Below are 22,203 nucleotides of genomic sequence, written 5' to 3' on the forward strand. Positions count from 1 at the left end.
TGCCGGGGTAAAGGTGACTCGACGGTTTGGTTCCGATCTTGTTAGCCACGGTCGCTGGCCACGAGGGCGAGCACGTGGAGATGCTTGCGAGCGATCCGCTCCACAAGGTTGGGGTGGGCGAACCCGGTGACCTCCAGCGCGCCGTAATGTGCCGCCTCGACACATCTCGTCACGGTGGCCGCGGAGTGGACGCCGGCGAACTCGTCGCACAGCGCCGCCTCGACCTCCGCGTACGGGCTCGGCTCCGACTCGGTGTGACCGTTCACGAGCACACTCCGGAGCTCGGACAAACGCACATGGTGATCCCCCACACCCCAGTGTCTTTCATGGCTCTACGTACCCATGCAATCACAGTATGTAACGAAGTGGCCACCCTGGGTGGGGGATTGGCGCAGGTCAGACCACGCCGTAGAGCCTGTCGCCGGCGTCGCCGAGACCCGGCACGATGTAGCCGTACTCGTTGAGCCGCTCGTCCAGCGCCGCGGTGACGACCCGGATCGGCTTGCCGGAGTTGGCGAACACCTTGTCCATGTGGGCCAGGCCCTCCGGGGCGGCCAGCAGGCAGATGGCCGTCACGTCCACCGCGCCCCGGTCGAACAGGAACTTGATCGCCGCCGCGAGCGTGCCGCCCGTGGCGAGCATCGGGTCGACCACGTAGCACTGCCGCCCCGACAGGTCGTCAGGGAGCCGGGTGGCGTACGTCTCCGCCTGGAGCGTCTCCTCGTCGCGGATCATGCCGAGGAAGCCGACCTCGGCGGTGGGCAGCAGCCGGGTCATGCCGTCGAGCATGCCCAGCCCGGCCCGCAGGATCGGGACCACCAGCGGGTGGGGCTTGGCCATCCGCAGGCCGCGCGCCGGGGACACGGGGGTCTGCACCGTCACCTCGGTCACGCGCACGTCGCGGGTCGCCTCGTACGCCAGCAACGTCACCAGCTCGTCCGCCAGCCTGCGGAAGGTGGGGGAGTCGGTGCGGACATCGCGCAGCGCGGTGAGCTTGTGGGCCACGAGCGGATGATCGACGACGAGGGTTTCCATAAGGGACAACGCTATCTTGTGTGTTACGTACCGGCACGTCCCGGTCTCGGTTTTGATCACAATTTGGTCGGAGCGGCCCACGACGGGCAGCCTGGTCTGGAACGATTGGATACCTGTGAAGACTCTGGTGTCAGGGTCGGGTGGGGGATCGCGATGACAGACGAAGAGGCACTCGATTTCGCCATCGTGGTCTATCGAGAGGACGAGCGCTGGGACGCCGAGCTGCTCCCCGTGGCGCTCACGTCCGATCTGCAGGGGCTCGTCAAGGCGCTCCGCCAGCAGCCGAGCGAGAGCGGCACGATTGGCCTCGTGGCCGTGGGGGATGAGTTCTTCGTGGCGCTGCGGGTCCTGGGTGAGCGGGTCGATGTCTTCCTTTCCGACATCGCCGCCTCGTGGGACTTCCCGCTGGCCAGGCAGGTGCTCGACTACCTCGACGTGCCGGTGCCCGACGAGCAGGAGCTCGACGAGATCCTCCAGGACGAGGACACCGCGCTCCCGGCCGGCGACCTGTCGATCTTCGCGGACCTCGGGCTGGACGAGATGGAGCTCGGCATCCTCTCCGGCGACGTCGACCTGCTGCCGGACGAGGTCCTGTCCAGCATCGCGGCGCGGCTCGGGTTCTCCGAGCCGTTCGAGCGTGCCATCGAATCGGTCTTCGACTGACCCCTGGAGCGCACATGGCGGCGAACACCTTCTCTGCGGCCTTCGTCAGGACCTCCGACGGCTGGAGCGGCGCCGAGGTCGACCTGTCCGCCACCGAGATCGTCGACGACTTCGGCGACGCCGTGACGGAGGCGCTCGGGCTGGTCGGCGACGAGCTGGCCCTGCTCTGCGTCGAGGTCGAGGACGAATGGTTCGCGATCGTGCGCTACCGCGGCGACGACGAGCCCCGGGTGTTCCTCTCCGACGCTCACGCGATCATGTCCGACCACCTGGGTGAGCTGTTCGCCGAGTTCGCCGGCGTGGCGCCCGACAAGGAGGGCAACGAGCTGGGGGTGCGCCCGGCCGGCGACTTCGAGCTGCTGAGCGACCTCGGCATCAGCTCCGAGGAGCTGCTCGAACTCAGCATGGAAGAGAACATGCTCCCGGCCGACATCGTCTCGGTGCTGGCCGAGCGGCTGTCGTTCGCCGACGAGCTCGACCGCCTGCGGTGACCTGGACCGCCGCGATGCGGCAGGCGCTCGCCGAGGCGGCCGCCGCCGGCGAGCGCGGCGAGGTGCCCGTCGGCGCGGTGGTGCTCGGCCCTTCGGGCGAGGTCCTCGCCGCCGCGGGCAACGACCGCGAGTCCGCCGCCGACCCCACCGGCCACGCCGAGGTCCTCGCGCTCCGCGCCGCCGCCCGCCGCAGGGGCGCCTGGCGGCTCGACGGCTGCACGCTCGTCGTCACGCTGGAGCCCTGCACGATGTGCGCGGGAGCCGCCGTGCTGGCGCGCGTCGACAGGATCGTGTACGGAGCCGTCGACGAGAAGGGCGGGGCCGTGGGCTCGCTCTGGGACGTCGTCCGCGACCGCAGGCTCAACCACCGGCCCGAGGTTGTCATGGGCGTGCTGGCCGAGGAGTCCGCCGCCGTCCTCAAGAAGTTCTTCGGCACTCGCCGGATCCGGTAAGCTCGTCGGCGGTGGTGTCGCCTAGTGGCCGAGGGCGCACGCCTCGAAAGCGTGTGATGGGGCAACTCATCCGTGGGTTCAAATCCCACCACCACCGCCACCCGAAGGGGCCTCCGCGTCGAGCGGGGGCCCCTTCGCCTTTCAGGTCGCGCGAAATGACCGGGCCGCCGCGGCCCGGAAGAAAAGAGCGCGCTTTCCCCTAGCTGTGAAGTTCGAGAACCCTGGCGTGCAGGATGGACCGCTGGTGCAGGGCCGCGCGCAACGCCCGGTGCAGGCCGTCTTCCAGATAGAGCTCGCCCTGCCACTGCACGACGTGCGGAAAGAGATCACCGTAGAACGTGGAATCGGCGGCGAGCAGCGAGTGCAGGTCGAGCATGGCCTTGGTGGTGATCAGCGAATCGAGCCGGACCTGCCGCGGTGGTATCTGGGCCCAATCGCGGTTGGACAATCCGTGTTCGGGATAAGGGCGTCCGTCGCCGACCATCTTGAAGATCACCCCCCCGATTTTAGGCTGGATTTCGCACGCTCGTGTTCTCCGCACTCCTCACATCAGCTCGGCGCCCTCGCAGCGGCCCGGATTTCCGGTGTCGTAACCGCGCTGGAACGCCGCCGTCCGCTGTTTCGAGCTGCCGTGGGTGAACGACTCGGGATCGACCCGGCCGCCGCTGCGCTGCTGGATCCGGTCGTCGCCGACCGCGGCCGCCGCGTCGAGCGCCTCGGCGATCTCGGCCGCGGTGAACTCGGCGGCGTAGAAGCCGCCCTCGTACGCTTTTTTCGCCCACACCCCGGCGTAGCAGTCGGCCTGCAGCTCGACGGCCACCGAGCTGCCGGAGTCGAGGGCGCCGAGCAGGTTCTGCACGTGGTGACCGTACTCGTGGGCGATCACGTACGCCTGCGCGAACGGGCCGCCCTTGGCCCCGAACCGGGTCTCCAGGTCGTCGAAGAAGGTCAGATCGAGATACACCCGCTGGTCGCCGGGGCAGTAGAACGGGCCGACGGAGGAGTCGGCGGCGCCGCAGGCGGTGCGCACGCCACCGGAGTACAGGACGGTCTTGGCCAGGCGGTACTCCGGGAGCTCGGTCTTCCAGTAGTCCTGGATGCTGTTGACCACGCCGACGACCTGGCACTTCCCGGCCTGGTCGGCGTCCTTGCCGGTGCGGCACTCCTCGGCCAGGTTGGCGGGCGGCTGCCCCTGGCCGGGCTCGGTGTCCACGCCGCCGACGTTGTTGAGCACGAAGACCAGGACGAGCGCGATCAGGCTGACGATCCCGCCGCCGCCGACGACCATGCCGCCGGGGAACCGGCCGCCGCCGCCACCGCCGCCGCGGTCCTCCACCTGTGAGGGGTCTAGATTGACGTCGTCCCTGAAGTCCATTGCCCGGTGTCCCTTCCGTGGGGGTGGATCACTGCTTCCCCCTGGGCAGATGGTCATCCCTATGTTGTTCCGTTAGTCTTCCCCTATGACGGGCGGAATAGTAGGGATTGCACTGGTCTCCCTGGGCATGGTCCTCACCCCGGGGCCGAACATGATCTACCTGGTCTCCCGGTCGATCACCCAGGGCCGGCGGGCGGGCCTCATCTCCCTGGTCGGCGTCTTCCTCGGGTTCAGCGTCTACCTGACCGCCACCTGTCTCGGCCTGACGGCGATCTTCGCGTACGTCCCCGCCGCCTACACCGCGCTCAAGCTGGCGGGCGCCGCCTACCTGCTCTACCTCGCCTGGAGCGCCATCAAGCCCGGCGGCACCTCCGCCTTCGAGCCCCGCGAGCTCCCGGTCGAGCCGGCCCGCCGGCTCTTCGCCATGGGCCTGTTCACCTGCCTGCTCAACCCCAAGATCGCCATTCTGTACATGTCGCTGCTGCCGCAGTTCATCGACCCCTCGATGGGCCACATCATGCTGCAGAGCCTCGTGCTCGGCTCCGCCCAGATCGCCGTCGGCACGCTGGTGAACGGGCTCATCGTCATCTCGGCCGGCGGCCTGGCAGCCTTCCTCGCCCGCCGCCCGGTCTGGGTACGGGTCCAGCGCTACTTCATGGGCACCGTGCTCGGCGGCATGGCCGTCCATCTGGCGACCGACCGGTCCAGAGCCCTGACGACCGCCTAACCGGATTCAGGGGAAGTCTCAGGGAGTCACCTGAGGTCCCCCGGACCCTGACCCACGACACTTGAGCCCATGGACGTCAGGCGAACAGTGATGATCGCCGGCCTGCTCGGGCTGGCGGCGGTGACGGCGGGCTGCGGCATCGGCGGTCCCGAGAACACGGAAACCGCCTCCTACGACGTCACCGGCACGGTGACCGCGCTCGACGTCGGGGCCGACGGGGGCGCGATCGAGGTGATCGAGTCCGACCGGCAGGGCGTGCACGTCACCGAGACGCTCACCTGGACCGGCGACCGGCCTCCCCAGCCCACCCACGAGGTCGAGGGCGGCACGCTGGTGCTCGCGTACACCTGCCCGACCGGCTGGGGCGGCATGCTCCACTGCGACGTCGGCTACAAGGTCGAGATCCCCCGCGGGCTGCGCGTCAAGGCCGGCACCGACTCGGGCGCCGTGACGCTGCGCGGGCTGTCCGGCGAGGTCGAGACGAACTCCGACTCCGGCCGGATCGAGGCCACCGACCTGACCGGCAAGCAGGTCGTCGCCGGGACCGACTCGGGCGGCATCTCCCTGTCCTTCGCCGCGGCGCCGGACAAGGTCGAGACCAACTCGGACTCCGGCTCCAGCGTCGTACGCGTGCCGGAGGGCCCGTACGACATCACCGCCACCACCGACTCGGGCCGCAGGCGCGTCGACGCCCCGCACGACGGCGCCGCCCCGCGCAAGATCACCCTGCGTAGCGATTCCGGCGCCCTCGAAGTCCTGCCCGCGCGATAGCGCACAAACGGAAACTGAGAAGTCATCCACGAGTAACACATGAGGTGAAGGCTGGCCGCTGATTGCCGTCTGAGGAGGCGACCACCTTGGATATCGACCATTCCAGTATGGAGAGCAGCGGCAAGGCGATCCACGGCGAGGATGGTGATTTCGCCCGCAAGATCAGCCGGCTCCACGCCGAACTGGAGCCGCTCATTCCCTACTTCGGAAACCCGGCGAGCGACGAGGCCGCGCGGATCTTCCGCAGGGGCGCCGACGGTCACCCCGGTTTCGACAGCGCCTACGAGGACCTGAGCACCGCCTTGGACAACCTCGGCAAGGCGTACCGGGACATCGGGTCCGCCGTCGTGGCCATGAGCAAGAACGTCAAGGCGGCCGACTGGGCGAGCATGGTCGACCGGAACGCGTCCGTACGCGACCTGGTCGCCTTCGCCGAGCGCGAGAACGACGAGGTCAGCGTGCCCACCACCCCGGTGGAGAGGGCCTGACATGCCCGTCGGCCTCGCGACCAAGGTCGCCCTGGGTGGTATGGCCGGCGCCGGCGTGGCCGGTGCGCTGGCACCCGAGGTGCTGTTCGGCATCTCCTATCTCGAAGGCGACCCCGAACGGATCCGCCAGGCGGCCGACGTCCTCGACGACCTCGCCGACGCGATCGACCTGCGTTTCCGGGAGGCGAACACGGCCGCGGAAACGGTATGGGAGAAAAGCTCCGACGAGGCGGTCGACGCGTTCAAGAAGTTCTGGCAGGAGGAATACGGCCCCGCGGTTCTCGCGGTCTCGCTCAAACACCGCAACGCGGCCAACGCCTGCCGGGCCTACGCCGACGTCGTGGAAAAGGTCAACCACGCGCTGCACGTGCTGTGCTGGATCCTGACCGTGGACATGATGTACACCATCGGTTATCAGGTCTTCACCTGGAAGCTCCTGCAAGCGATCATGAAGAGACAGGCGATCCTGCTCCGACTGGGCGCGCACCGCTTCGTCACCCTGTTGCTGCCCACCTTCTCCTACTGGGTGGCCGACAGCGTGTCGTACGCGACCGGCGAGGTGGCGCTGCCCCTGGCGCTCAACTACGCGGGCGGCATCAAGACCGACCTGTCCGGCAACGACGTCAGGTCACTCGGCCACAACCTCACCGCGTTCCGCGAGCACTTCGTGGCCAACATGACCTTCAACGGGGTCCTCGACGGCACGGCGGCGCTGATGGCGAAGGTGCCCGGGCTGCGGGCCGTCACCGCCAACCTGACCCTGCCGAACGGGACGACACTCAACACCGGCAACTTCGTCCCCAGACTGGCCGGCTCGACCGCGTACTCGATGTCCCTGGACGCGCAGCGCGGCGACAACCCCCTGCCCGGGACCGAGCACGGGCTGACCGAGGAGGAGATGTACCAGAAGTTCATCGTCCACGGCACGCGGAGCCTGATCCCGCGACTCAAGTGACTTTCCGGTCACCCTCGCCGAGGTAGGGCCGCGTCACTTCCACCAGCCGTCGCGCCGCGTCCTCGGCGGCCCGGCGCGACAGGTCCACGATCGTGTCGGCCAGCTCGCGTGAGCCCATCCTCATCGCCCGGGGGTCGATGTGCAGCGCGGCCAGCTGCCCGGACGCCGAGACCCGTATCTTGATCTTGTCGTCCGGGGTGGCCGCGTGGCCGGTCACCTCGCCGACCGCGCCCATGACGTCGGCGAGCTCCGTGGAGTTCGCCCGGAACTCCGCCATGACGCGGTCGAGCTCGGGGTCGCCGGTGCGCTGCTCTCGTTCGGCCATGAGGCATTGTCCTGCGCGCGGATGTCAATCATGCTACGAACGCGCATCAGGCGCCGACGTAGGCCGCCAGGTGCTCGCCGGTGAGGGTGGAGCGGGCGGCGACCAGGTCGGCGGGGGTGCCCTCGAAGACGACCCGTCCGCCGTCGTGGCCCGCGCCGGGACCGAGGTCCACGATCCAGTCGGCGTGCGCCATGACCGCCTGGTGGTGCTCGATGACGATCACGGACTTGCCGGAGTCCACGATCCGGTCGAGCAGGCCGAGCAACTGCTCCACGTCGGCCAGGTGCAGGCCGGTGGTCGGCTCGTCGAGCACGTAGACGCCGCCCTTGTCGGCCAGGTGGGTGGCCAGCTTGAGCCGCTGCCGCTCGCCGCCGGACAGCGTGGTGAGCGGCTGGCCGAGGCTGAGGTAGCCGAGCCCGACGTCGGCGAGCCTGCCGAGGATGGCGTGCGCGGCCGGCGTGCGCGCCTCTCCGGCGCCGAAGAACTCGGCGGCCTCGGTCACCGACATCGCGAGCACCTCGCTGATGTCCCGGCCGCCGAGGTGGTACTCCAGCACCGACGCCTGGTAGCGCTTCCCCCCGCACTCCTCGCAGGTGGTGGCGACGCCCGCCATCATCCCCAGGTCGGTGTAGATGACGCCGGCGCCGTTGCAGTCGGGGCAGGCGCCCTCGGAGTTGGCGCTGAACAGCGCCGGCTTCACGCCGTTGGTCTTCGCGAACGCCTTGCGGATCGGGTCGAGCAGCCCCGTGTACGTCGCCGGGTTGCTCCGTCGTGAGCCCTTGATCGCCGACTGGTCGACCGCGACCACGCCCGCGGAGGCCGGGATCGACCCGTGGATCAGGGAGCTCTTGCCGGAGCCGGCGACGCCGGTGACCACGCAGAGCACCCCGAGCGGGATGTCCACGTCGACGTCGCGCAGGTTGTGACGGCTGGCGCCGCGGATCTCCAGCTTTCCGGTGGGGGTGCGCACCTCCGGCTTGAGGGACGCCCGGTCGTCGAGGTGGCGGCCGGTGATGGTGCCGCTGGCCCGCAGGCCCTCGACGGTGCCCTCGAAGCAGATGGCGCCGCCCGCCGTGCCGGCGCCGGGGCCGAGGTCCACGACGTGGTCGGCGATCGCGATCGTCTCCGGCTTGTGCTCGACGACCAGGACGGTGTTGCCCTTGTCGCGCAGCCGCTTCAGCAGGTCGTTCATCCGCTGGATGTCGTGCGGGTGCAGGCCGATGGTCGGCTCGTCGAACACGTACGTCACGTCCGTGAGCGCGGAGCCGAGGTGGCGGATCATCTTGGTGCGCTGCGCCTCGCCGCCCGACAGCGTGCCGGCGGGCCGTTCGAGCGAGAGGTAGCCCAGCCCGATCTCCACGAACGAGTCGAGGGTGTGCAGCAGCTTGGCGAGCAGCGGCGCGACCGACGGCTCGTCGAGGTCGCGGACCCACGCGGCGAGGTCGCTGATCTGCATCGCGCAGGCGTCGGCGATGCTGACGCCGCGGATGCGCGAGGAGCGGGCCAGCTCGCTGAGCCGGGTGCCGTCGCACTCGGGACAGGTGGTGAAGGTGACCGCCCGGTCCACGAACGCGCGGATGTGCGGCTGCATCGCCTCCCGGTCCTTGGAGAGGAACGACTTCTGGATCTTGGGGATCAGGCCCTCGTACGTCAGGTTGACGCCGTCGACCTTGACCTTGACCGGCTCCTTGTAGAGGAAGGCCTGGAGCTCCTTCTTGGTGTAGTCGCGGATCGGCTTGTCCGGGTCGACGAAGCCGGACTCGGCGTAGACCCGCACCGTCCAGAAGCTGTCGGACTTCCAGCCGGGGATGGTGAACGCGCCCTCGGAGAGCGACTTGGAGTCGTCGTAGAGCTGGGTGAGGTCGATGTCGGAGACCGTGCCGCGGCCCTCGCAGCGGGTGCACATGCCGCCGATGCGGGTGTAGGTCGCCTTCTCGGTCTTGCGCGCGCCCCGCTCGACCGTGATCGCGCCGCTCGCCCGTACCGTCGCGACGTTGAAGGAGAAGGCCTGCGGCGAGCCGATGTGCGGCTCACCGAGCCGGCTGAACAGGATGCGCAGCATCGCGTTGGCGTCGGTGGCGGTGCCGACGGTGGAGCGGGGGTCGGCGCCCATCCGCTGCTGGTCGACGATGATCGCGGTGGTCAGCCCGTCGAGCACGTCGACCTCGGGACGGGCCAGCACCGGCATGAAGCCCTGGACGAAGGCGCTGTAGGTCTCGTTGATCAGCCGTTGCGACTCGGCGGCGATCGTGCTGAACACCAGCGAGCTCTTCCCCGAGCCGGAGACGCCGGTGAACACCGTCAGCCGGCGCTTCGGGATCTCGATGCTGACGTCCTTGAGGTTGTTCACCCGCGCGCCGTGCACGCGGATCAGGTCGTGGGTGTCGGCGGCGTGCGGCTCGGGCGACCGCGTGTCCGTTCTCGTGGTCATCGTGTCTCCATGGGTACGTGGTGGTCGCTCGTCAGCTGGGCGGCCACCGCGGTGAACGCCGGAGGGTCAGGGCCGTTCCTGGATGCGGATCATGTTGCCCGCGGGGTCACGGACCGCGCAGTCGCGCACGCCGTAATCCTGCTTGGTCGGCTCCTGGATCACTTCGGCGCTGTTGTCGCGGAGCCGGGCGAAGGTGCCGTCCAGGTCGTCGGTTGACAGGACGATACCGGCGAAGGTGCCCTTGGCCATCATTTCGGCGATGGTGCGCTGCTCGTCGTCGGTGATGCCGGGGTCGCCGGTCGGGGGCTGCAGGACGATGGACGTGTCGGGCTGGCCGGCGGGGCCGACCGTGATCCAGCGCATCCCGTCGTAGCCGACGTCGTTGCGCACCTCGAAGCCGAGGGCGTCGCGGTAGAAGGCCAGCGAGGCGTCGGGGTCGGAGTGCGGGAGGAAGCTCGCGTGAATGGTGAGGTCCATGGCTGCCACGTTAGGCGTGCCGCGCCCGGCGACGCTTCTCGATTCCTGATCGTGTCGCTCAAAGGGCGGCGCGGGCGAGCAGGTCGCGGATGAGGGCGACCACCTCGCCGGGGGTGAACTCCATGGCGTTCTCGCCGACGCTGACCTCGAAGGCGCAGCGACCGGGCTCGGACGCGGACCGTACCCGTCCCCAGAGCTGGATGCCGCGCTCGGCCAGGATCTCCGCGCCGGCCCGCTCGACGGCGCGCCGGTCGGCGGGCAGGTGGATGTGGAACAGCGGCGTCTGCGGCGGGTCGGGCCAGGCGCGGGCGGCGCCGTCCGCGTTGATCGCGGCCGCGATGGCGATGGCGTGCTCGCGGTACGCGGGCATCTCGCCGGCCAGGGTGTCGAGGTGGACCAGCGCGGCCAGGGCGAGCGGCCAGGCGTCGCCGATGCCGCCGCCGAGTCGTTGCCGCCACACCCTCGCCACCTCCACGGTGGCCGCGTCGGAGGCGAGCACCGCGCCGCGCACGCCCTGCAGGCTCTTGTAGAGGGAGACGTAGACGGTGTCGAACAGCGCGGCGATCTCGTCGAACGGCCGCCGGTAGTAGGTCTGGGCCTCCCACAGCCGGGCGCCGTCCAGGTGCGTGGCGGCGCCGGTGGCGCGCACGAGCGCGACCTGCTCGCCCAGGTCGTCCCAGCCGGGCACCAGGCCGCCGAGGTCGCGCTGCGGCAGCTCCCAGACGACTGCCGCGAGCGGTTCGCCGATCGCCGCCAGGTCTTCCGCGGTCATCAGCTCGTGCGGGTCGCCGGCCTTGCGGAACCGCAGGCCGTGGACGGCGTTGTAGCCCTGCTCCTCCCACACGTCCAGGTGGGACCGCGGGTGCGCGGCGAACGTGCGGCGGCCGCGCCGGTCGGCGTGCACGCGCAGCGCGGTCTGCTGGGCCATCGTGCCGCTGGGGAAGAACAGTGCGCTCTCCTTGCCGAGCAGCTCGGCCAGCCGCCGCTCCAGCACCGCGACGGGGCCTTCGGGGCCGTCGGCCGGGGTGTCGTCGTCGACCAGGGCGAGCATCCGCTCCAGCATCATGCGCGGCCCCCGCCGGATCGGCGCGTGCAGGAACAGCGAGCGCCGGACCGGCGGGCTGGCGTCGGACATGAAGGCCTCCTTATTGCAATCCATGTGCAATAAGGACGAAGGTACAGTGCGTCACCGACGGGTCTGGCGCACCCCTCGGCGCCAGACGTCCACGATGGCGCCGGTGGCGGTGATGTCACGGGTGGGGTCGCCTTCGACCAGCACCAGGTCCGCCCGGAGACCTGGGGCGATCCGGCCCCGGTCGTCCAGGCCGAAGTGCCGGGCGGGCAGGCCGGTCGCGGCGGCGAGCGCCTCCTCCGCGCTGAGCCCGGCCTCGGTGAGCAACTCCAGCTCGCGGTGCAGGCCGGCCCCGTGGGCGGGCGCGAACGGGGTGGCGTCGGTCCCCGCGAGCAGGGGCACCCCGGCCCGGTGCAGGTCCCGCAGCGCGCCGGCGGCCCCGGCCGAGCTGCCGGGACGCGCGCGGTCAGCGGTCTCGACGTGCCCAGCGGTGATCGCCTCGAAGTACGCGAGCGTGGTCACGACGAAGACGCCCTGGGCGCGTACCCGCTCGGCCAGCCGCCGGGAAGCCGGGTCGCCCGGCGCGAGGTCGGTCCACACGTGGGCCAGGCCGTCGGCGCCGGCGTCGAGCGCGATCCCCACCTCGGCCGCGGTGATCGCGTGGGCCACGACCCGCAGCCCGACGTCGTGCGCCGCCTCGGTGAGGGCGGTGGCCACGTCCGGCGTCGTCGCGGGGAGGTCGGCGCCGTGTGACCCTGTCACCGCTCGAACGGGCGGTGTTCGTGCTGCACGAGGTGTTCGGCTTCGGCCATCCGGAGATCGCGGGCATGCTGGGCCGCACGCCGGCGGCGGTCCGCCAGCTCGCGGCCCGCGCGCGCCGCCACGTGCACGCGCGCCGCCCCCGCCACCGGACCGAGCCGGACGTCCACGCCCAGGTCACCGAGCGCTTCGCCGCCGCCGCGCTCGGCGGGGACCTGCGGGCGCTGCTGGAGGTGCTGGCGCCGGACGTGACCCTGTGGACGGACGGCGGCGGCAAGGGGCCCGCCACCAGGCTGCGTCCCGTGCACGGCCGCGACCGGGTGGCGGCGCTGTTCGTGTCGGTCGCCGCGACGCTGCCCGACGGCGGGCTGGACATCCGCTACCGGCGGGTGGCGGGCGACCCGTGCGCGCTCGTCTTCTCCGGCGACAGCCCGCTGGCCGTCGTCGTCGTGGACCTCACGCCCGACGGCGACCGGATCGCCGGCATCTACTCGGTGACCAACCCCGACAAGCTCACCGGGATCCGCCGAACCTGACGCGCCGCCGGGTCCGCGCCCTCGGCATGCTGCGAGCATGATGAGGTCGGAAAACAGCGAAGGGGCCGACTTGGATAGGGTCGGCCCCTTCGCGTTTACTGCCTCAACCAGGCGCGGAGGATGGGGGATTTGAACCCCCGAAGGGTTGCCCCTTACACGCTTTCCAAGCGTGCGCCCTCGGCCACTAGGCGAATCCTCCGCCGACGAGCTTACCGGACTCGGCAGGGTCTCGGGACCACCATTTCGTGGCAGCGAGCACTGCCGCATGTGGATAGACTGTCCCCGGACCCCTCGCGCGGCGTCATCCTGTGAACCTCCCCAGGGCCGGAAGGCAGCAAGGATAAGCGGGCTCTGGCGGGTGTGCGAGGGGTTCCTTCGTTGGGAAGCCCCTCGCAGGCGGGATGGTCGCATGAGCCTTGCGCTTTACCGCAAGTACCGACCCGGGACCTTCGCGGAGGTCAAGGGTCAGGAACACGTCACAGACCCGCTGCGGCAGGCGCTGCGCACCGGCCGCATCAACCACGCCTACCTCTTCAGCGGGCCCCGCGGCTGCGGCAAGACCTCCAGCGCGCGCATCCTGGCGCGCTCGCTCAACTGCGAGAAGGGCCCGACCCCCGACCCCTGCGGCGAGTGCGAGTCGTGCGTGGCGCTCGCCCCGACCGGGCCCGGCCACCTCGATGTCATCGAGATCGACGCGGCCTCCCACGGCGGCGTCGACGACGCGCGTGACCTGCGTGAGCGGGCGTTCTTCGCCCCCGTGTCGGCGCGCTTCAAGATCTACATCATCGACGAGGCGCACATGGTGACCCGCGAGGGTTTCAACGCGCTGCTCAAGCTCGTCGAGGAGCCTCCGCCGCACCTCAAGTTCATCTTCGCGACGACCGAGCCGGAAAAGGTCATCGGCACGATCAAGTCGCGCACCCACCACTACCCGTTCCGGCTGATCCCGCCGGCGACGCTGCGCGCGCTGCTGGAAGAGATCCTCACCGCCGAGAACGTCCCGTTCGAGCCCGCCGCGCTGCCGCTCGTCGTCCGCGCGGGCGCCGGCTCCGCCCGTGACTCGCAGTCGATCCTCGACCAGCTCCTCGCCGGCTCCGGCGACGACGGCATCACCTACGCCCGCGCCGTCTCCCTGCTCGGCTACACCGACGGCGACCTGCTCGACGAGGTGGTCAACGCGTTCGCCGCCCGCGACGGCGGCCAGGTCTTCCAGGCGGTCAACCGGGTCGTCGAAGGCGGCCACGACCCCCGCCGCTTCGCCTCCGACCTCCTCGAACGCTTCCGTGACCTGGTCATCCTGGCCAACGTCCCCGAGGCGGCCGCCAACGGCCTGCTCGACCGGCCCGCCGACGAGCTGGAGCGGCTCGTCCAGCAGGCGGCCTCGATGGGGCCCGCCGAGCTGACCAGGGCCGCCGAGATCTTCAACGCCGGTCTCACGGAGATGCGCGGCGCCACCTCGCCGCGTCTGCTCCTGGAGCTGATGTGCGCCCGCGTCCTCCTCCCGGCGGCCGAACAGGGCGAGGCCGCCCTGCTGGCCCGCCTGGAGCGCCTCGAACGCGGCAGCGCCGTCGCCGGCATGGCCGCCCGCTCGGTCCCCGCCGCGCCTCCGTCCGCCGGGCCGCCTTCGTCCGGACCCACCGCCACGGGGCACCCTTCGTCCGGGCCCGCGGCTTCTGGGCCGGGGGCCTACGGGCCTGCGGCTTCTGGGCCGGGGGGTTCCGGGCCCGCGGCCCACGGGCCTGCGGCTTCCGGGCCTGGCGCTTCTGGGTCTGCGGCTTCTGGGCACGCCTCGTCCGGGGCTGCGGGGGCCTCGTCTGGTCACGGTGCTTCCGGGAGCGTCGGTACGGGGCATGCCGGTGGTGGTGTGCCCGCGGCCTCGCAGGCGGGAGGGCCGGGCACCGTCGCGACGCCGAGCGGTCAGGCGCTGGACGGGCCTCACCCGGCCCGGACCGGTGGGCCTGTGGCCGACGACTGGCCCGAGACCGTTCGGCCGGGCTCCGGCTCGGGTGCTCCCGCGTACGGTGGGCAATCCCAGAGCGGCGGCCAGGAGCAGGGTGGTCCGGCTCATGGTGGTCCCCAGGCTTCCGGACAGGCGGGGGCTGCGCAGTCGGGCGGCGGTACGGCGGCGTTGCAGCAGCAGTGGCCCGCGGTGCTGGCGGCGCTCAAGCAGCGCAGCATCGTCGTGTGGGCGAACGTCAGCACCAACGCGCAGGTGGTCGGCGTCGAGGGCAACCTGGTGACGCTCGGGTTCACCCAGATCGGTGCGATGAAGAACTTCACCGGCGGCGGCAAGGACGCCGTCGTGGCCACGGCGCTCGCCGACGTGCTGGGGGGCACGTGGCGGGTCGAGGCCGTGGTCGGCAACGGTCCTCCGCCGTCTCGTGGGACCCACTCGGGGGGGTCGGGGCCTGCGGGTTCTCCAGGAGGAGCCGCTGGACCGTACGGAGGTTCCCAAGATTCTTGGGGTGACGCCGCCGGTTCCCCTGGCGCCCACGCCTCCGGCGGTACGCGGCCGTCCACCGGCGGCCCCGGGACGGGAACGCCTGGCACGGATGGCCACGCGGGCTCCGCGACGCACGGTGCTGAGGGTCGGGCCGGTGCCGGGATGCCTGACGCTGGCGGGCACGCGGGCGCTGCGGATGGCCGTGCAGGCTCTGGGATGACCGGTGTGGACGGCCGCGCGGGCTCTGGGGTAACCGGTGTGGATGGCCGCGCGGGCTCTGGGATTACCGGTGTGGATGGCCGCGTGGGCTCGGGGGTGACCGGTGTGGATGGTCACGCCGGCTCTGGGATTACCAGTGCCGATGGCCAGGCCGGCTCCGGGGTGACCGGTGTGGATGGCCGGGTGGGCTCCGGGGTGACCGGTGCGAATGGTCACGCCGGCTCTGCGGCGCATGGCGCCGGAGCTGGGATGGACGGTCGCGTCGGCTCAGGGCCGGGCGGTGCCGTGGGTGCCGTGTCGTCTGGACAGTTCGCGGAGGCTGGAGGCGTTCAGGCGGCGGGCGGGTCCCAGCAGCGGCCGACGACGGACGAGTCCTGGCCGTCGGCTCCCGACGAACCCGGGCCTGGGTCCCCGCCTGGGCCGGATCCGTCGCAGGCCGCTCCCGCCGGTGTGATGACCGGGACCGGGCTGGCTGCCGCTCGTTCGGCGGCCAGGGCGGCGGCGCAGGCGGGCCCCCGGGTTCCGGCCGCCAGGCAGGGAGGCGGCTCGGCCGGGTGGCCCAGCGCCATCCCCAAGCGAGCCAGCGCTCCCGACACGGATGACGTGGACCCGCTGAACGACGCCGACGCCGACGTGGACGAGCTCTCGGGGATGGCTCTCCTGCAACGTGAACTGGGCGCCCAGGTCATCGGCGAGATCGACCACTCCTGACAGCGAGCCGCCAGCCCTTCCCGTGGGCCGACCTTCTCCGATACCGCACTCCCGGCCGCAAGGGACCGGTTGCCGTACGGGCGGCACGTCGGAGTTGGGACCGCTCGGACTTTCTAAGAGGGCCGCTTCGGGTGCGTCTTCCCGATGCTCGCGTTCGTACGGAAAGGGATTGGTTGCCGTACGGGCGAAGCGTTGGAGCTGGTGGCCGATCTGACCTTCCAGAGGGCCGCCGGTCGAGCTTCGGATGCGTCTTCCTGATACTCGCGTTCGCGGTCGTACGGAAGGGTCGGTAGCTGTACGGGCGGCACGTCGGAGCCGGTAACCGGTCCCACCTTTCACATGGCCGCAGGTCGGGCTTCGGGATGCTTGTACTCCCGGTCGTACGGGCGCGGCGTGTTGGTGATTCGGCGCGGGGCTTGCCGTGCGGGCGGAGACGGCAAATGGGGCCGCGCGGGGGTCGTGGGGTGAGTGCCGCGGGGGTTCTCAGGTCTGAGGTGGGTGACGGCCGTGCGGGGAGTGTTCGGGGGGCGGGCGGCGGGATGTGACTTCAGTGAGCGCCGTAGGGGTTTCGCGGTGTGAGGGGTCAAGGGGCGCGCAGGCGGGCGCGGGCGGCGGCGGCGCGGGGGTCCGCCTGGGGGAGGCTGGAGGTGAGGCGTTCGAGGAGCTGGAAGTCCTCGCGGCCGTTCATCGTCTGGGCGTATGTCCACAGGTCCTCGGGGGCGCCGCGCTGGAGGAGGCAGGTGCGTACCAGGACCTCCAGTTCGTCGCGCTCGCGGCGGATCTCGGGGGACTCGGAGCGGGCCAGCAGGGGGCCGGGGTAGGCGCGGGCCACCAGGGAGGCGGGGTGGTCGGCGGCCAGGAGGCGGCGCAGGTCCAGGAAGTCGGCCTCGACGGGGCAGGCCAGGTGGTAGGGCTTGGCGTCGATGGGGACGTCCAGCTGGGTGCGCAGCCGGTGGATCTCGGCGCGGATGGTGACCGGGTTGCCGAGGTCGCCGTACAGGTGGAAGGAGAGCTGCTCGGCCGTCAGGCCGCGCGGGTGGAGCGCCAGGATGGCGAGGATCTCGGCGTGGCGGAGGGAGAGCAGCACCTTGCGGCCGCCGACGATGGCCGTCGGCGGGCCGTCGCCGAGGAAGGTGAGGGCGAGCGCGGCGGGTGTGGAGGCGGTGTTGGAGGTGGCGCGCAGCAGGTAGCCGTCGGAGAACGGCTCCAGGAGCGCGATCCGCCCGTCGCGCAGGATCATGCGCTCGCCGGTGACGGGAAGCTGGAGGCGCGGCCCGAGCTGGCCGCCGGGGTCGCCGGCGATGACCCGGCCGCCGGCGGAGAGCAGCACGGCGGGGCGGGCGCGGAGCGACTCGTAGCGGCGGCGCAGGGAATCGTCGTGGTCGCGCATGCGGAGCGCGAGCTGGGTCTCGGCCAGCTTCGCGGTGGCGGCCACGAGGGCGACGGTGGCGGGGTGGAGGCTGGGCGCGGTGCCGCTGACGTCGACGCAGCCGAGGAGCTGCCCGGTCTCCGGGTCGGTGATGGGGGCGGCGCTGCAGGACCAGACGCGCAGCACGCGCATGAGGTGCTCTTCGGAGTAGACGTGAACAGGCCGCCTGAGCGCGAGCGCGGTGCCGATGCCGTTGGTGCCGGCGGCCTCCTCGGCCCAGCGGTAGCCGCCGGCGAGGCCGACCTCGTCGGCGCGGCGCATGGTGGCGGTGTGGCCGTCGCGCCACAGGACGCGGCCCTCGCGGTCGGTGAGGACCATGATGTGCTCGCCCTCGTCCGCGACCGTGCGCAGGGTCTGCTTGATGAGCGGGAGCAGGGGCCGCAGGGGGTGGGTCTCGAACGCGTTCTTCACCTGCCCGGGGTCGTGGGCGGCGGGCGCGCCGGGGGCGTCGGGGTCGATGCCGGCGGCGAGCGAGCGGCGCCAGGAGTCGCGGATCAGCTTGCGCGGGCCTGCGGGAACCGGGGCGGCAGCGGTCACCACCTCGTGCGCGGCCTGCAGACGGCGGGAGTATGCGTCAAGGTGAGCGTAACTCATCAGCCACTCCAAGTAATCGTCCCCTAGGGGGAGCATCCGCGTTGGGGTGCCGCCCGCGCAAGCAGTTCAGGGGATTGCCGAGGGTGATTGAACGATAGCAACGTGTGTGCAACGTCACTGCCGCTAGCGTTCCGGCGTACCGCGTCGGCGTGGTGCGGCCGCTCCGGTCGACGCGATTGGCCGGGTCCCGGACGCTGGAGGGGGGCCGGGACCCGGCCAAGAAGATGTCCGGATTCACGGCCCGGGAGCGAAACACCTGCAAGCCTCCAGTACATGCCGAGGCCCAAACACCGTAGGCTCGTGGCAGTCAAGAACGCGGAGCCACGAGGAGCGCACGACGGTGAACCCAGGGGATGTCAACCTGCAGCAGCTGCTGGAGCAGGCCCAGCTCATGCAGCAGCAGCTCGTGAGCGCCCAGCAGGAGCTCAACGACGCGCAGATCGAGGGCTCGGCCGGCGGCGGGATGGTCACCGCCGTCGTCAACGGCTCGGGCGAGCTGCTGGAGCTCAAGATCGATCCGAGTGTCATCGACGCCGGAGACGCGCAGGACACTGCCGACACGATCGCCGACCTGGTGATCGCCGCCGTGCGCGACGCCGTCAGGGCGGCCGGCGACCTGCAGCAGGAGAAGCTCGGGCCGCTGGCCCAGGGGCTGGGCGGCGGCGGCCTCGGCCAGTTGCCAGGGTTCTAGCGATGTACGAAGGGGTCGTCCAGAATCTGATCGACGAGCTGGGCCTGCTGCCCGGCGTAGGTCCCAAGAGCGCGCAGCGCATCGCCTTCCACCTGCTGGCGGCCGACCCGGCCGACGTCAAGCGGCTGGCGCACGCGTTGCTGGAGGTCAAGGAGAAGGTCCGGTTCTGCCGGGTGTGCGGCAACGTGGCCTCCGAGGAGGAGTGCCGCATCTGCCGCGACCCGCGCCGCGACACTCACGTGATCTGCGTGGTGGAGGAGTCGAAGGACGTCGTCGCGATCGAGAAGACGCGCGAGTTCCGCGGCACTTACCACGTGCTCGGCGGTGCCATCAGCCCGATCGACGGTGTCGGCCCCGACGACCTGCGGATTCGCGAGCTCATGACCCGGCTGGCCGACGGCCGGGTGACGGAGCTCATCCTCGCCACAGACCCCAATCTCGAGGGTGAGGCGACGGCTACCTACCTTGCCCGTCTGGTCAAGCCGATGGGTGTGAAAGTGACACGACTGGCCAGCGGTCTGCCCGTGGGCGGTGATCTCGAGTACGCCGACGAGGTGACCTTGGGCCGCGCGTTCGAAGGACGGAGGCTGCTGGATGTCTGACGAGTGGGGAGCGCTGGCGGAGGAGATCGCCGGTCACGCGCAGAACTACGTCGACGGCCTGGCGAGGGTCGCGGGCGGCGAGGGGGGCGACGCCATCTGGTCGCTGCTCCTGGTCGAGGTCGCCCAGGTGAGCCTGGCGGGCGCCAAGCTCGGCGCCAACCGCGACGTGATCCTCTCGGGCAACTACGAACCGCCGCTGAGCGAGGATCCCGACATCGACGGGGTGCGCACGGCCCTGGCCGAGCGGCTCGGCCCGGTCGACGACTACGCCGAGGTGTTCGACCCGTACAAGGACACCGGGGTGACTCCCTACCGTCTGTCCGACGACCTGACGGCGGTCGCCGCCGATCTCATCCACGGGCTGCGCCACTATCAGGCGGGCCGGCCGCACGAGGCGCTGTGGTGGTGGCAATACTCCTACTTCAACACCTGGGGCAACCACGCGGGCGCGGCCATGCGCGCGCTGCAGGCCCTGGCCGCGCACTCGCGGCTCGACGTGGCGGAAGAGGTCACGACCGGGTAGGTGTCCACATAGTGGTTGGCACATCAGTGGCATGAGACGTCCCAAGTAGACTGGGCTTTCACAGTCCAGATCGGGAGACTCTCGTGGCACTCGTTGTGCAGAAGTACGGTGGTTCGTCCGTTGCCGACGCGTCCTCCATCAAAAGGGTGGCGCAGCGTATCGTCACGACGAAAAAAGCCGGCAACGACGTCGCCGTCATCGTCTCCGCCATGGGTGACACCACCGACGAGCTGCTCGACCTGGCCGAGCAGGTGTCGCCGCTGCCGCAGGGCCGCGAGCTCGACATGCTCCTGACCGCGGGCGAGCGCATCTCGATGGCGCTGCTGGCGATGGCGATCGCCAACCTCGGCCACGAGGCGCGCTCGTTCACCGGCTCGCAGGCGGGTGTGATCACCAATTCCACCCACGGCAAGGCGCGCATCATAGACGTGACGCCGAGCCGCATCCAGGAGGCCATCGACCAGGGCCACATCGCGATCGTGGCCGGCTTCCAGGGCGTCTCGCAGGACACCAAGGACATCACCACGCTCGGCCGCGGTGGCTCCGACACCACCGCGGTCGCGCTGGCGGCGGCGCTCGAGGCCGACGTGTGCGAGATCTACACCGACGTCGACGGCATCTTCACCGCCGACCCGCGCATCGTGCCGGCCGCCCGCCGGATCCCGCGCATCTCCTACGACGAGATGATGGAGATGGCGGCCTGCGGCGCGAAGATCCTCCACCTGCGCTGCGTCGAGTACGCTCGCCGTTTCGACCTGCCGATCCACGTACGCAGCTCGTACAGCAACAAGGAAGGCACGTGGGTCGTCTCCGACCCCTACTCCGAAGGAACCGAGATGGAGCAGCCGATCATCTCCGGCGTGGCACACGACCGGAGCGAGGCCAAGATCACTGTTGTCGGGGTCCCCGACAAGGTCGGTGAGGCTGCCGCGATCTTCAAAACCCTGGCCGACGCCGAGGTCAACATCGACATGATCGTGCAGAACGTCTCGGCCGCTGCGACGGGCCGCACCGACATCTCCTTCACGCTGCCGACGGCCGACAGCCAGACGGCGCTCACGGCGCTGAAGAAGATCCAGGCCCGGATAGGGTTCGAGTCGCTGCTGTTCGACGACCAGATCGGCAAGGTCTCGCTGATCGGCGCGGGCATGCGTTCCCACCCCGGCGTCACGGCCACGTTCTTCGCGGCTCTGGCGGACGCGGGGGTCAACATCGAGATGATCTCCACCTCGGAGATCCGGATTTCCGTGGTCGTCGGGCAGGACGACGTGGACTCGGCGGTCGCCGCCGCCCACCACGCCTTCGACCTCGACGTCGACCAGGTCGAAGCCGTTGTGTATGGAGGTACCGGACGATGAGCAGACCCAATCTGGCCCTGATCGGCGCGACCGGTGCCGTGGGCACCGTCATGCGCGACATCGTCTCGTCGCGTGACGACGTCTGGGGCGAGGTCCGCCTGGTCGCCTCCCCGCGCTCGGCGGGCAAGGTGCTGCGGGTCCGCGGCGAGGACGTCGTCGTGCGGGCGCTCGCGCCCGAGGTGTTCGACGGCATCGACATCGCCATCTTCGACGTGCCCGACGAGGTGTCGGCCGAGTGGGTGCCGATCGCCGCGGAGCGGGGCGCGATCGTGATCGACAAGTCCGGCACGTTCCGGATGGACCCCGACGTCCCGCTGGTGGTGCCGGAGGTCAACCCGCACGACGCGCGCGAGCGCCCGCGCAACATCATCTCGACGCCCAACTGCACCACGCTGTCGATGATGGCGGCCATGGGCGCCCTGCACGCCGAGTACGGCCTCCAGGAGCTCGTGGTGGCCTCCTACCAGGCGGTGTCCGGCGCCGGCGTGGCGGGCTCGGCCAGGCTCTACGACGAGGTCGAGGCGCTGGCCGGCGACCGGTCGATCGGCCAGGCGGCGGGCGACGTGCGCAAGGCGCTGGCCAACAAGCTGCCTGACGACTCGCCGTTCCCCGCGCCCGTCGCGTTCAACGTGGTGCCGTGGGCGGGCTCCTACAAGGACGGTGGCTGGGCCTCGGAGGAGCTCAAGCTCCGCAACGAGTCCCGCAAGATCCTCGGCATCCCCGGCCTGAAGGTCTCCGCGACCTGCGTCAGGGTGCCGGTGATCACCACCCACTCCCTGGCGGTGCACGCGCGCTTCGAGCGCGAGATCACGGTGGCCGACGCGCACCGGGTGCTGGAGGCGGCGCCGACGGTGGTCCTCATGGACGACCCCGCCAACGGCGTCTTCCCCACTCCGGCCGACGTCGTCGGCACCGACCCGACCTATGTCGGCCGGGTCCGCCAGGCGGTCGACTTCCCCAACACGCTCGACCTGTTCGTCTGCGGTGACAACCTCCGCAAGGGCGCCGCGCTGAACGCGGCCGAGATCGCGGAGCTGGTCGCCGCCGAGTTCTGACCGAGCGGCCGGGGTACGGGC

23 protein-coding genes, 2 tRNA genes, 1 other RNA gene and 1 pseudogene are annotated in these 22,203 nt (G+C 70.8%); 16 read left to right on the top strand and 11 right to left on the bottom strand.

Going from position 1 to position 22,203, the window contains the following annotated elements; all coding sequences use genetic code 11:
- Positions 1–41: 41 nt before the first annotated feature.
- Positions 42–266 (bottom strand): three-helix bundle dimerization domain-containing protein, encoded by a 225-nt coding sequence (locus FR742_RS37380; RefSeq protein WP_148035981.1) that lies wholly within the window; start codon positions 264–266, stop codon positions 42–44.
- A 130-nt stretch (positions 267–396) separates the two neighbouring features.
- Complete coding sequence (upp, locus tag FR742_RS37385) at positions 397–1,035, bottom strand: uracil phosphoribosyltransferase (protein ID WP_148035982.1); 639 nt, start codon at positions 1,033–1,035, stop codon at positions 397–399.
- Positions 1,036–1,188: 153 nt separating this feature from the next.
- On the opposite strand from upp, the gene FR742_RS37390 reads away from it, so the two are divergent.
- The 4 genes from FR742_RS37390 (at position 1,189) to FR742_RS37405 (ending at position 2,741) form a co-directional block, all read left to right on the top strand.
- Positions 1,189–1,698 (top strand): tRNA adenosine deaminase-associated protein, encoded by a 510-nt coding sequence (locus FR742_RS37390; RefSeq protein ID WP_148035983.1) that lies wholly within the window; start codon positions 1,189–1,191, stop codon positions 1,696–1,698.
- A 14-nt stretch (positions 1,699–1,712) separates the two neighbouring features.
- The gene (locus FR742_RS37395; RefSeq protein WP_148035984.1) at positions 1,713–2,189 is read left to right on the top strand and encodes a tRNA adenosine deaminase-associated protein; all 477 of its coding nucleotides are present in this window, start codon (positions 1,713–1,715) and stop codon (positions 2,187–2,189) included.
- A 14-nt stretch (positions 2,190–2,203) separates the two neighbouring features.
- Complete coding sequence (locus tag FR742_RS37400) at positions 2,204–2,641, top strand: nucleoside deaminase (RefSeq protein WP_148037197.1); 438 nt, start codon at positions 2,204–2,206, stop codon at positions 2,639–2,641.
- A 10-nt stretch (positions 2,642–2,651) separates the two neighbouring features.
- Positions 2,652–2,741: transfer RNA gene (locus FR742_RS37405), tRNA-Ser, on the top strand.
- Positions 2,742–2,840: 99 nt separating this feature from the next.
- Here the strand turns inward: FR742_RS37405 and FR742_RS37410 are convergent.
- Together FR742_RS37410 and FR742_RS37415 are read right to left on the bottom strand one after the other, a co-directional pair.
- Entirely contained in the window at positions 2,841–3,137 is a 297-nt protein-coding gene (locus tag FR742_RS37410) for a type II toxin-antitoxin system VapB family antitoxin (RefSeq protein WP_148035985.1), read from the bottom strand.
- A 48-nt stretch (positions 3,138–3,185) separates the two neighbouring features.
- The gene (locus FR742_RS37415; RefSeq protein ID WP_148035986.1) at positions 3,186–4,016 is read right to left on the bottom strand and encodes a neutral zinc metallopeptidase; all 831 of its coding nucleotides are present in this window, start codon (positions 4,014–4,016) and stop codon (positions 3,186–3,188) included.
- Between the two features lie 127 nt (positions 4,017–4,143).
- On the opposite strand from FR742_RS37415, the gene FR742_RS37420 reads away from it, so the two are divergent.
- From FR742_RS37420 to FR742_RS37435, 4 genes are all read left to right on the top strand, one after another.
- Positions 4,144–4,743, top strand: coding sequence for a LysE family translocator (locus FR742_RS37420; protein WP_246640995.1), 600 nt, complete (start codon positions 4,144–4,146; stop codon positions 4,741–4,743).
- A gap of 69 nt (positions 4,744–4,812) precedes the next feature.
- Complete coding sequence (locus FR742_RS37425) at positions 4,813–5,514, top strand: DUF4097 family beta strand repeat-containing protein (protein ID WP_148035988.1); 702 nt, start codon at positions 4,813–4,815, stop codon at positions 5,512–5,514.
- 107 nt (positions 5,515–5,621) lie between these two features.
- On the top strand, positions 5,622–6,002 hold the full coding sequence (locus FR742_RS37430; RefSeq protein WP_187281559.1) for a hypothetical protein: 381 nt from the start codon (positions 5,622–5,624) through the stop codon (positions 6,000–6,002).
- 1 nt (position 6,003) lies between these two features.
- A complete protein-coding gene (locus FR742_RS37435; RefSeq protein WP_148035990.1) occupies positions 6,004–6,957 on the top strand; it encodes a hypothetical protein in 954 nt (317 codons plus the stop codon).
- Here FR742_RS37435 and FR742_RS37440 read toward each other — a convergent pair.
- The 5 genes from FR742_RS37440 to FR742_RS37460 form a co-directional block, all read right to left on the bottom strand.
- On the bottom strand, positions 6,950–7,282 hold the full coding sequence (locus FR742_RS37440; RefSeq protein WP_148035991.1) for a YbaB/EbfC family nucleoid-associated protein: 333 nt from the start codon (positions 7,280–7,282) through the stop codon (positions 6,950–6,952). The genes FR742_RS37435 and FR742_RS37440 overlap by 8 nt on opposite strands.
- Positions 7,283–7,328: 46 nt before the next feature.
- The gene (locus FR742_RS37445; protein WP_148035992.1) at positions 7,329–9,713 is read right to left on the bottom strand and encodes an excinuclease ABC subunit UvrA; all 2,385 of its coding nucleotides are present in this window, start codon (positions 9,711–9,713) and stop codon (positions 7,329–7,331) included.
- A 66-nt stretch (positions 9,714–9,779) separates the two neighbouring features.
- A complete protein-coding gene (locus tag FR742_RS37450; RefSeq protein ID WP_148035993.1) occupies positions 9,780–10,190 on the bottom strand; it encodes a VOC family protein in 411 nt (136 codons plus the stop codon).
- A 58-nt stretch (positions 10,191–10,248) separates the two neighbouring features.
- Positions 10,249–11,325, bottom strand: a complete 1,077-nt coding sequence (locus FR742_RS37455; RefSeq protein WP_148035994.1) for a low specificity L-threonine aldolase — start codon at positions 11,323–11,325, stop codon at positions 10,249–10,251.
- 51 nt (positions 11,326–11,376) lie between these two features.
- Entirely contained in the window at positions 11,377–12,024 is a 648-nt protein-coding gene (locus FR742_RS37460) for an amidohydrolase family protein (RefSeq protein WP_261808990.1), read from the bottom strand.
- Here FR742_RS37460 and FR742_RS37465 point away from each other — a divergent pair.
- Positions 12,012–12,557, top strand: a complete 546-nt coding sequence (locus FR742_RS37465) for a sigma factor-like helix-turn-helix DNA-binding protein (protein WP_261808991.1) — start codon at positions 12,012–12,014, stop codon at positions 12,555–12,557. The two genes, FR742_RS37460 and FR742_RS37465, sit on opposite strands and share 13 nt — an antisense overlap.
- Positions 12,558–12,671: 114 nt before the next feature.
- On the opposite strand, the gene FR742_RS37470 is transcribed toward FR742_RS37465, so the two are convergent.
- Positions 12,672–12,756, bottom strand: a tRNA-Ser gene (locus FR742_RS37470).
- 82 nt (positions 12,757–12,838) lie between these two features.
- Between FR742_RS37470 and ffs the strand changes: the two genes are divergently transcribed.
- Both ffs and FR742_RS37480 read left to right on the top strand, forming a co-directional pair.
- An RNA gene (gene ffs / locus FR742_RS37475) (signal recognition particle sRNA small type) lies at positions 12,839–12,937 on the top strand.
- Between the two features lie 29 nt (positions 12,938–12,966).
- A pseudogene (locus FR742_RS37480) lies at positions 12,967–14,943 on the top strand (DNA polymerase III subunit gamma and tau); the annotation flags it as partial.
- A 1,570-nt stretch (positions 14,944–16,513) separates the two neighbouring features.
- Here the strand turns inward: FR742_RS37480 and FR742_RS37485 are convergent.
- Complete coding sequence (locus FR742_RS37485) at positions 16,514–17,953, bottom strand: helix-turn-helix domain-containing protein (protein WP_187281560.1); 1,440 nt, start codon at positions 17,951–17,953, stop codon at positions 16,514–16,516.
- Between the two features lie 340 nt (positions 17,954–18,293).
- On the opposite strand from FR742_RS37485, the gene FR742_RS37490 reads away from it, so the two are divergent.
- The 5 genes from FR742_RS37490 to FR742_RS37510 all read left to right on the top strand — a co-directional run bounded on the left by FR742_RS37490 (position 18,294) and on the right by FR742_RS37510 (position 22,182).
- The gene (locus tag FR742_RS37490; protein ID WP_187281561.1) at positions 18,294–18,644 is read left to right on the top strand and encodes a YbaB/EbfC family nucleoid-associated protein; all 351 of its coding nucleotides are present in this window, start codon (positions 18,294–18,296) and stop codon (positions 18,642–18,644) included.
- Between the two features lie 2 nt (positions 18,645–18,646).
- Positions 18,647–19,246 (top strand): recombination mediator RecR, encoded by a 600-nt coding sequence (recR, locus tag FR742_RS37495; protein WP_148035997.1) that lies wholly within the window; start codon positions 18,647–18,649, stop codon positions 19,244–19,246.
- Positions 19,239–19,769 carry a DUF5063 domain-containing protein gene (locus FR742_RS37500; protein ID WP_148035998.1) on the top strand — a complete coding sequence of 177 codons (531 nt, stop codon included), beginning with the start codon at positions 19,239–19,241 and terminating at the stop codon, positions 19,767–19,769. The genes recR and FR742_RS37500 overlap by 8 nt, the downstream gene beginning before the upstream one ends.
- An 83-nt stretch (positions 19,770–19,852) precedes the next feature.
- Positions 19,853–21,127 (top strand): aspartate kinase, encoded by a 1,275-nt coding sequence (locus FR742_RS37505; protein WP_148035999.1) that lies wholly within the window; start codon positions 19,853–19,855, stop codon positions 21,125–21,127.
- The gene (locus tag FR742_RS37510) at positions 21,124–22,182 is read left to right on the top strand and encodes an aspartate-semialdehyde dehydrogenase (RefSeq protein ID WP_148036000.1); all 1,059 of its coding nucleotides are present in this window, start codon (positions 21,124–21,126) and stop codon (positions 22,180–22,182) included. Before FR742_RS37505 ends, FR742_RS37510 begins: the two co-directional genes overlap by 4 nt.
- Positions 22,183–22,203: the final 21 nt, after the last annotated feature.

The organism is Nonomuraea sp. C10 (genome assembly GCF_008017515.1).
GTDB classification, from domain to species: Bacteria; Actinomycetota; Actinomycetes; order Streptosporangiales; family Streptosporangiaceae; genus Nonomuraea; species Nonomuraea ferruginea.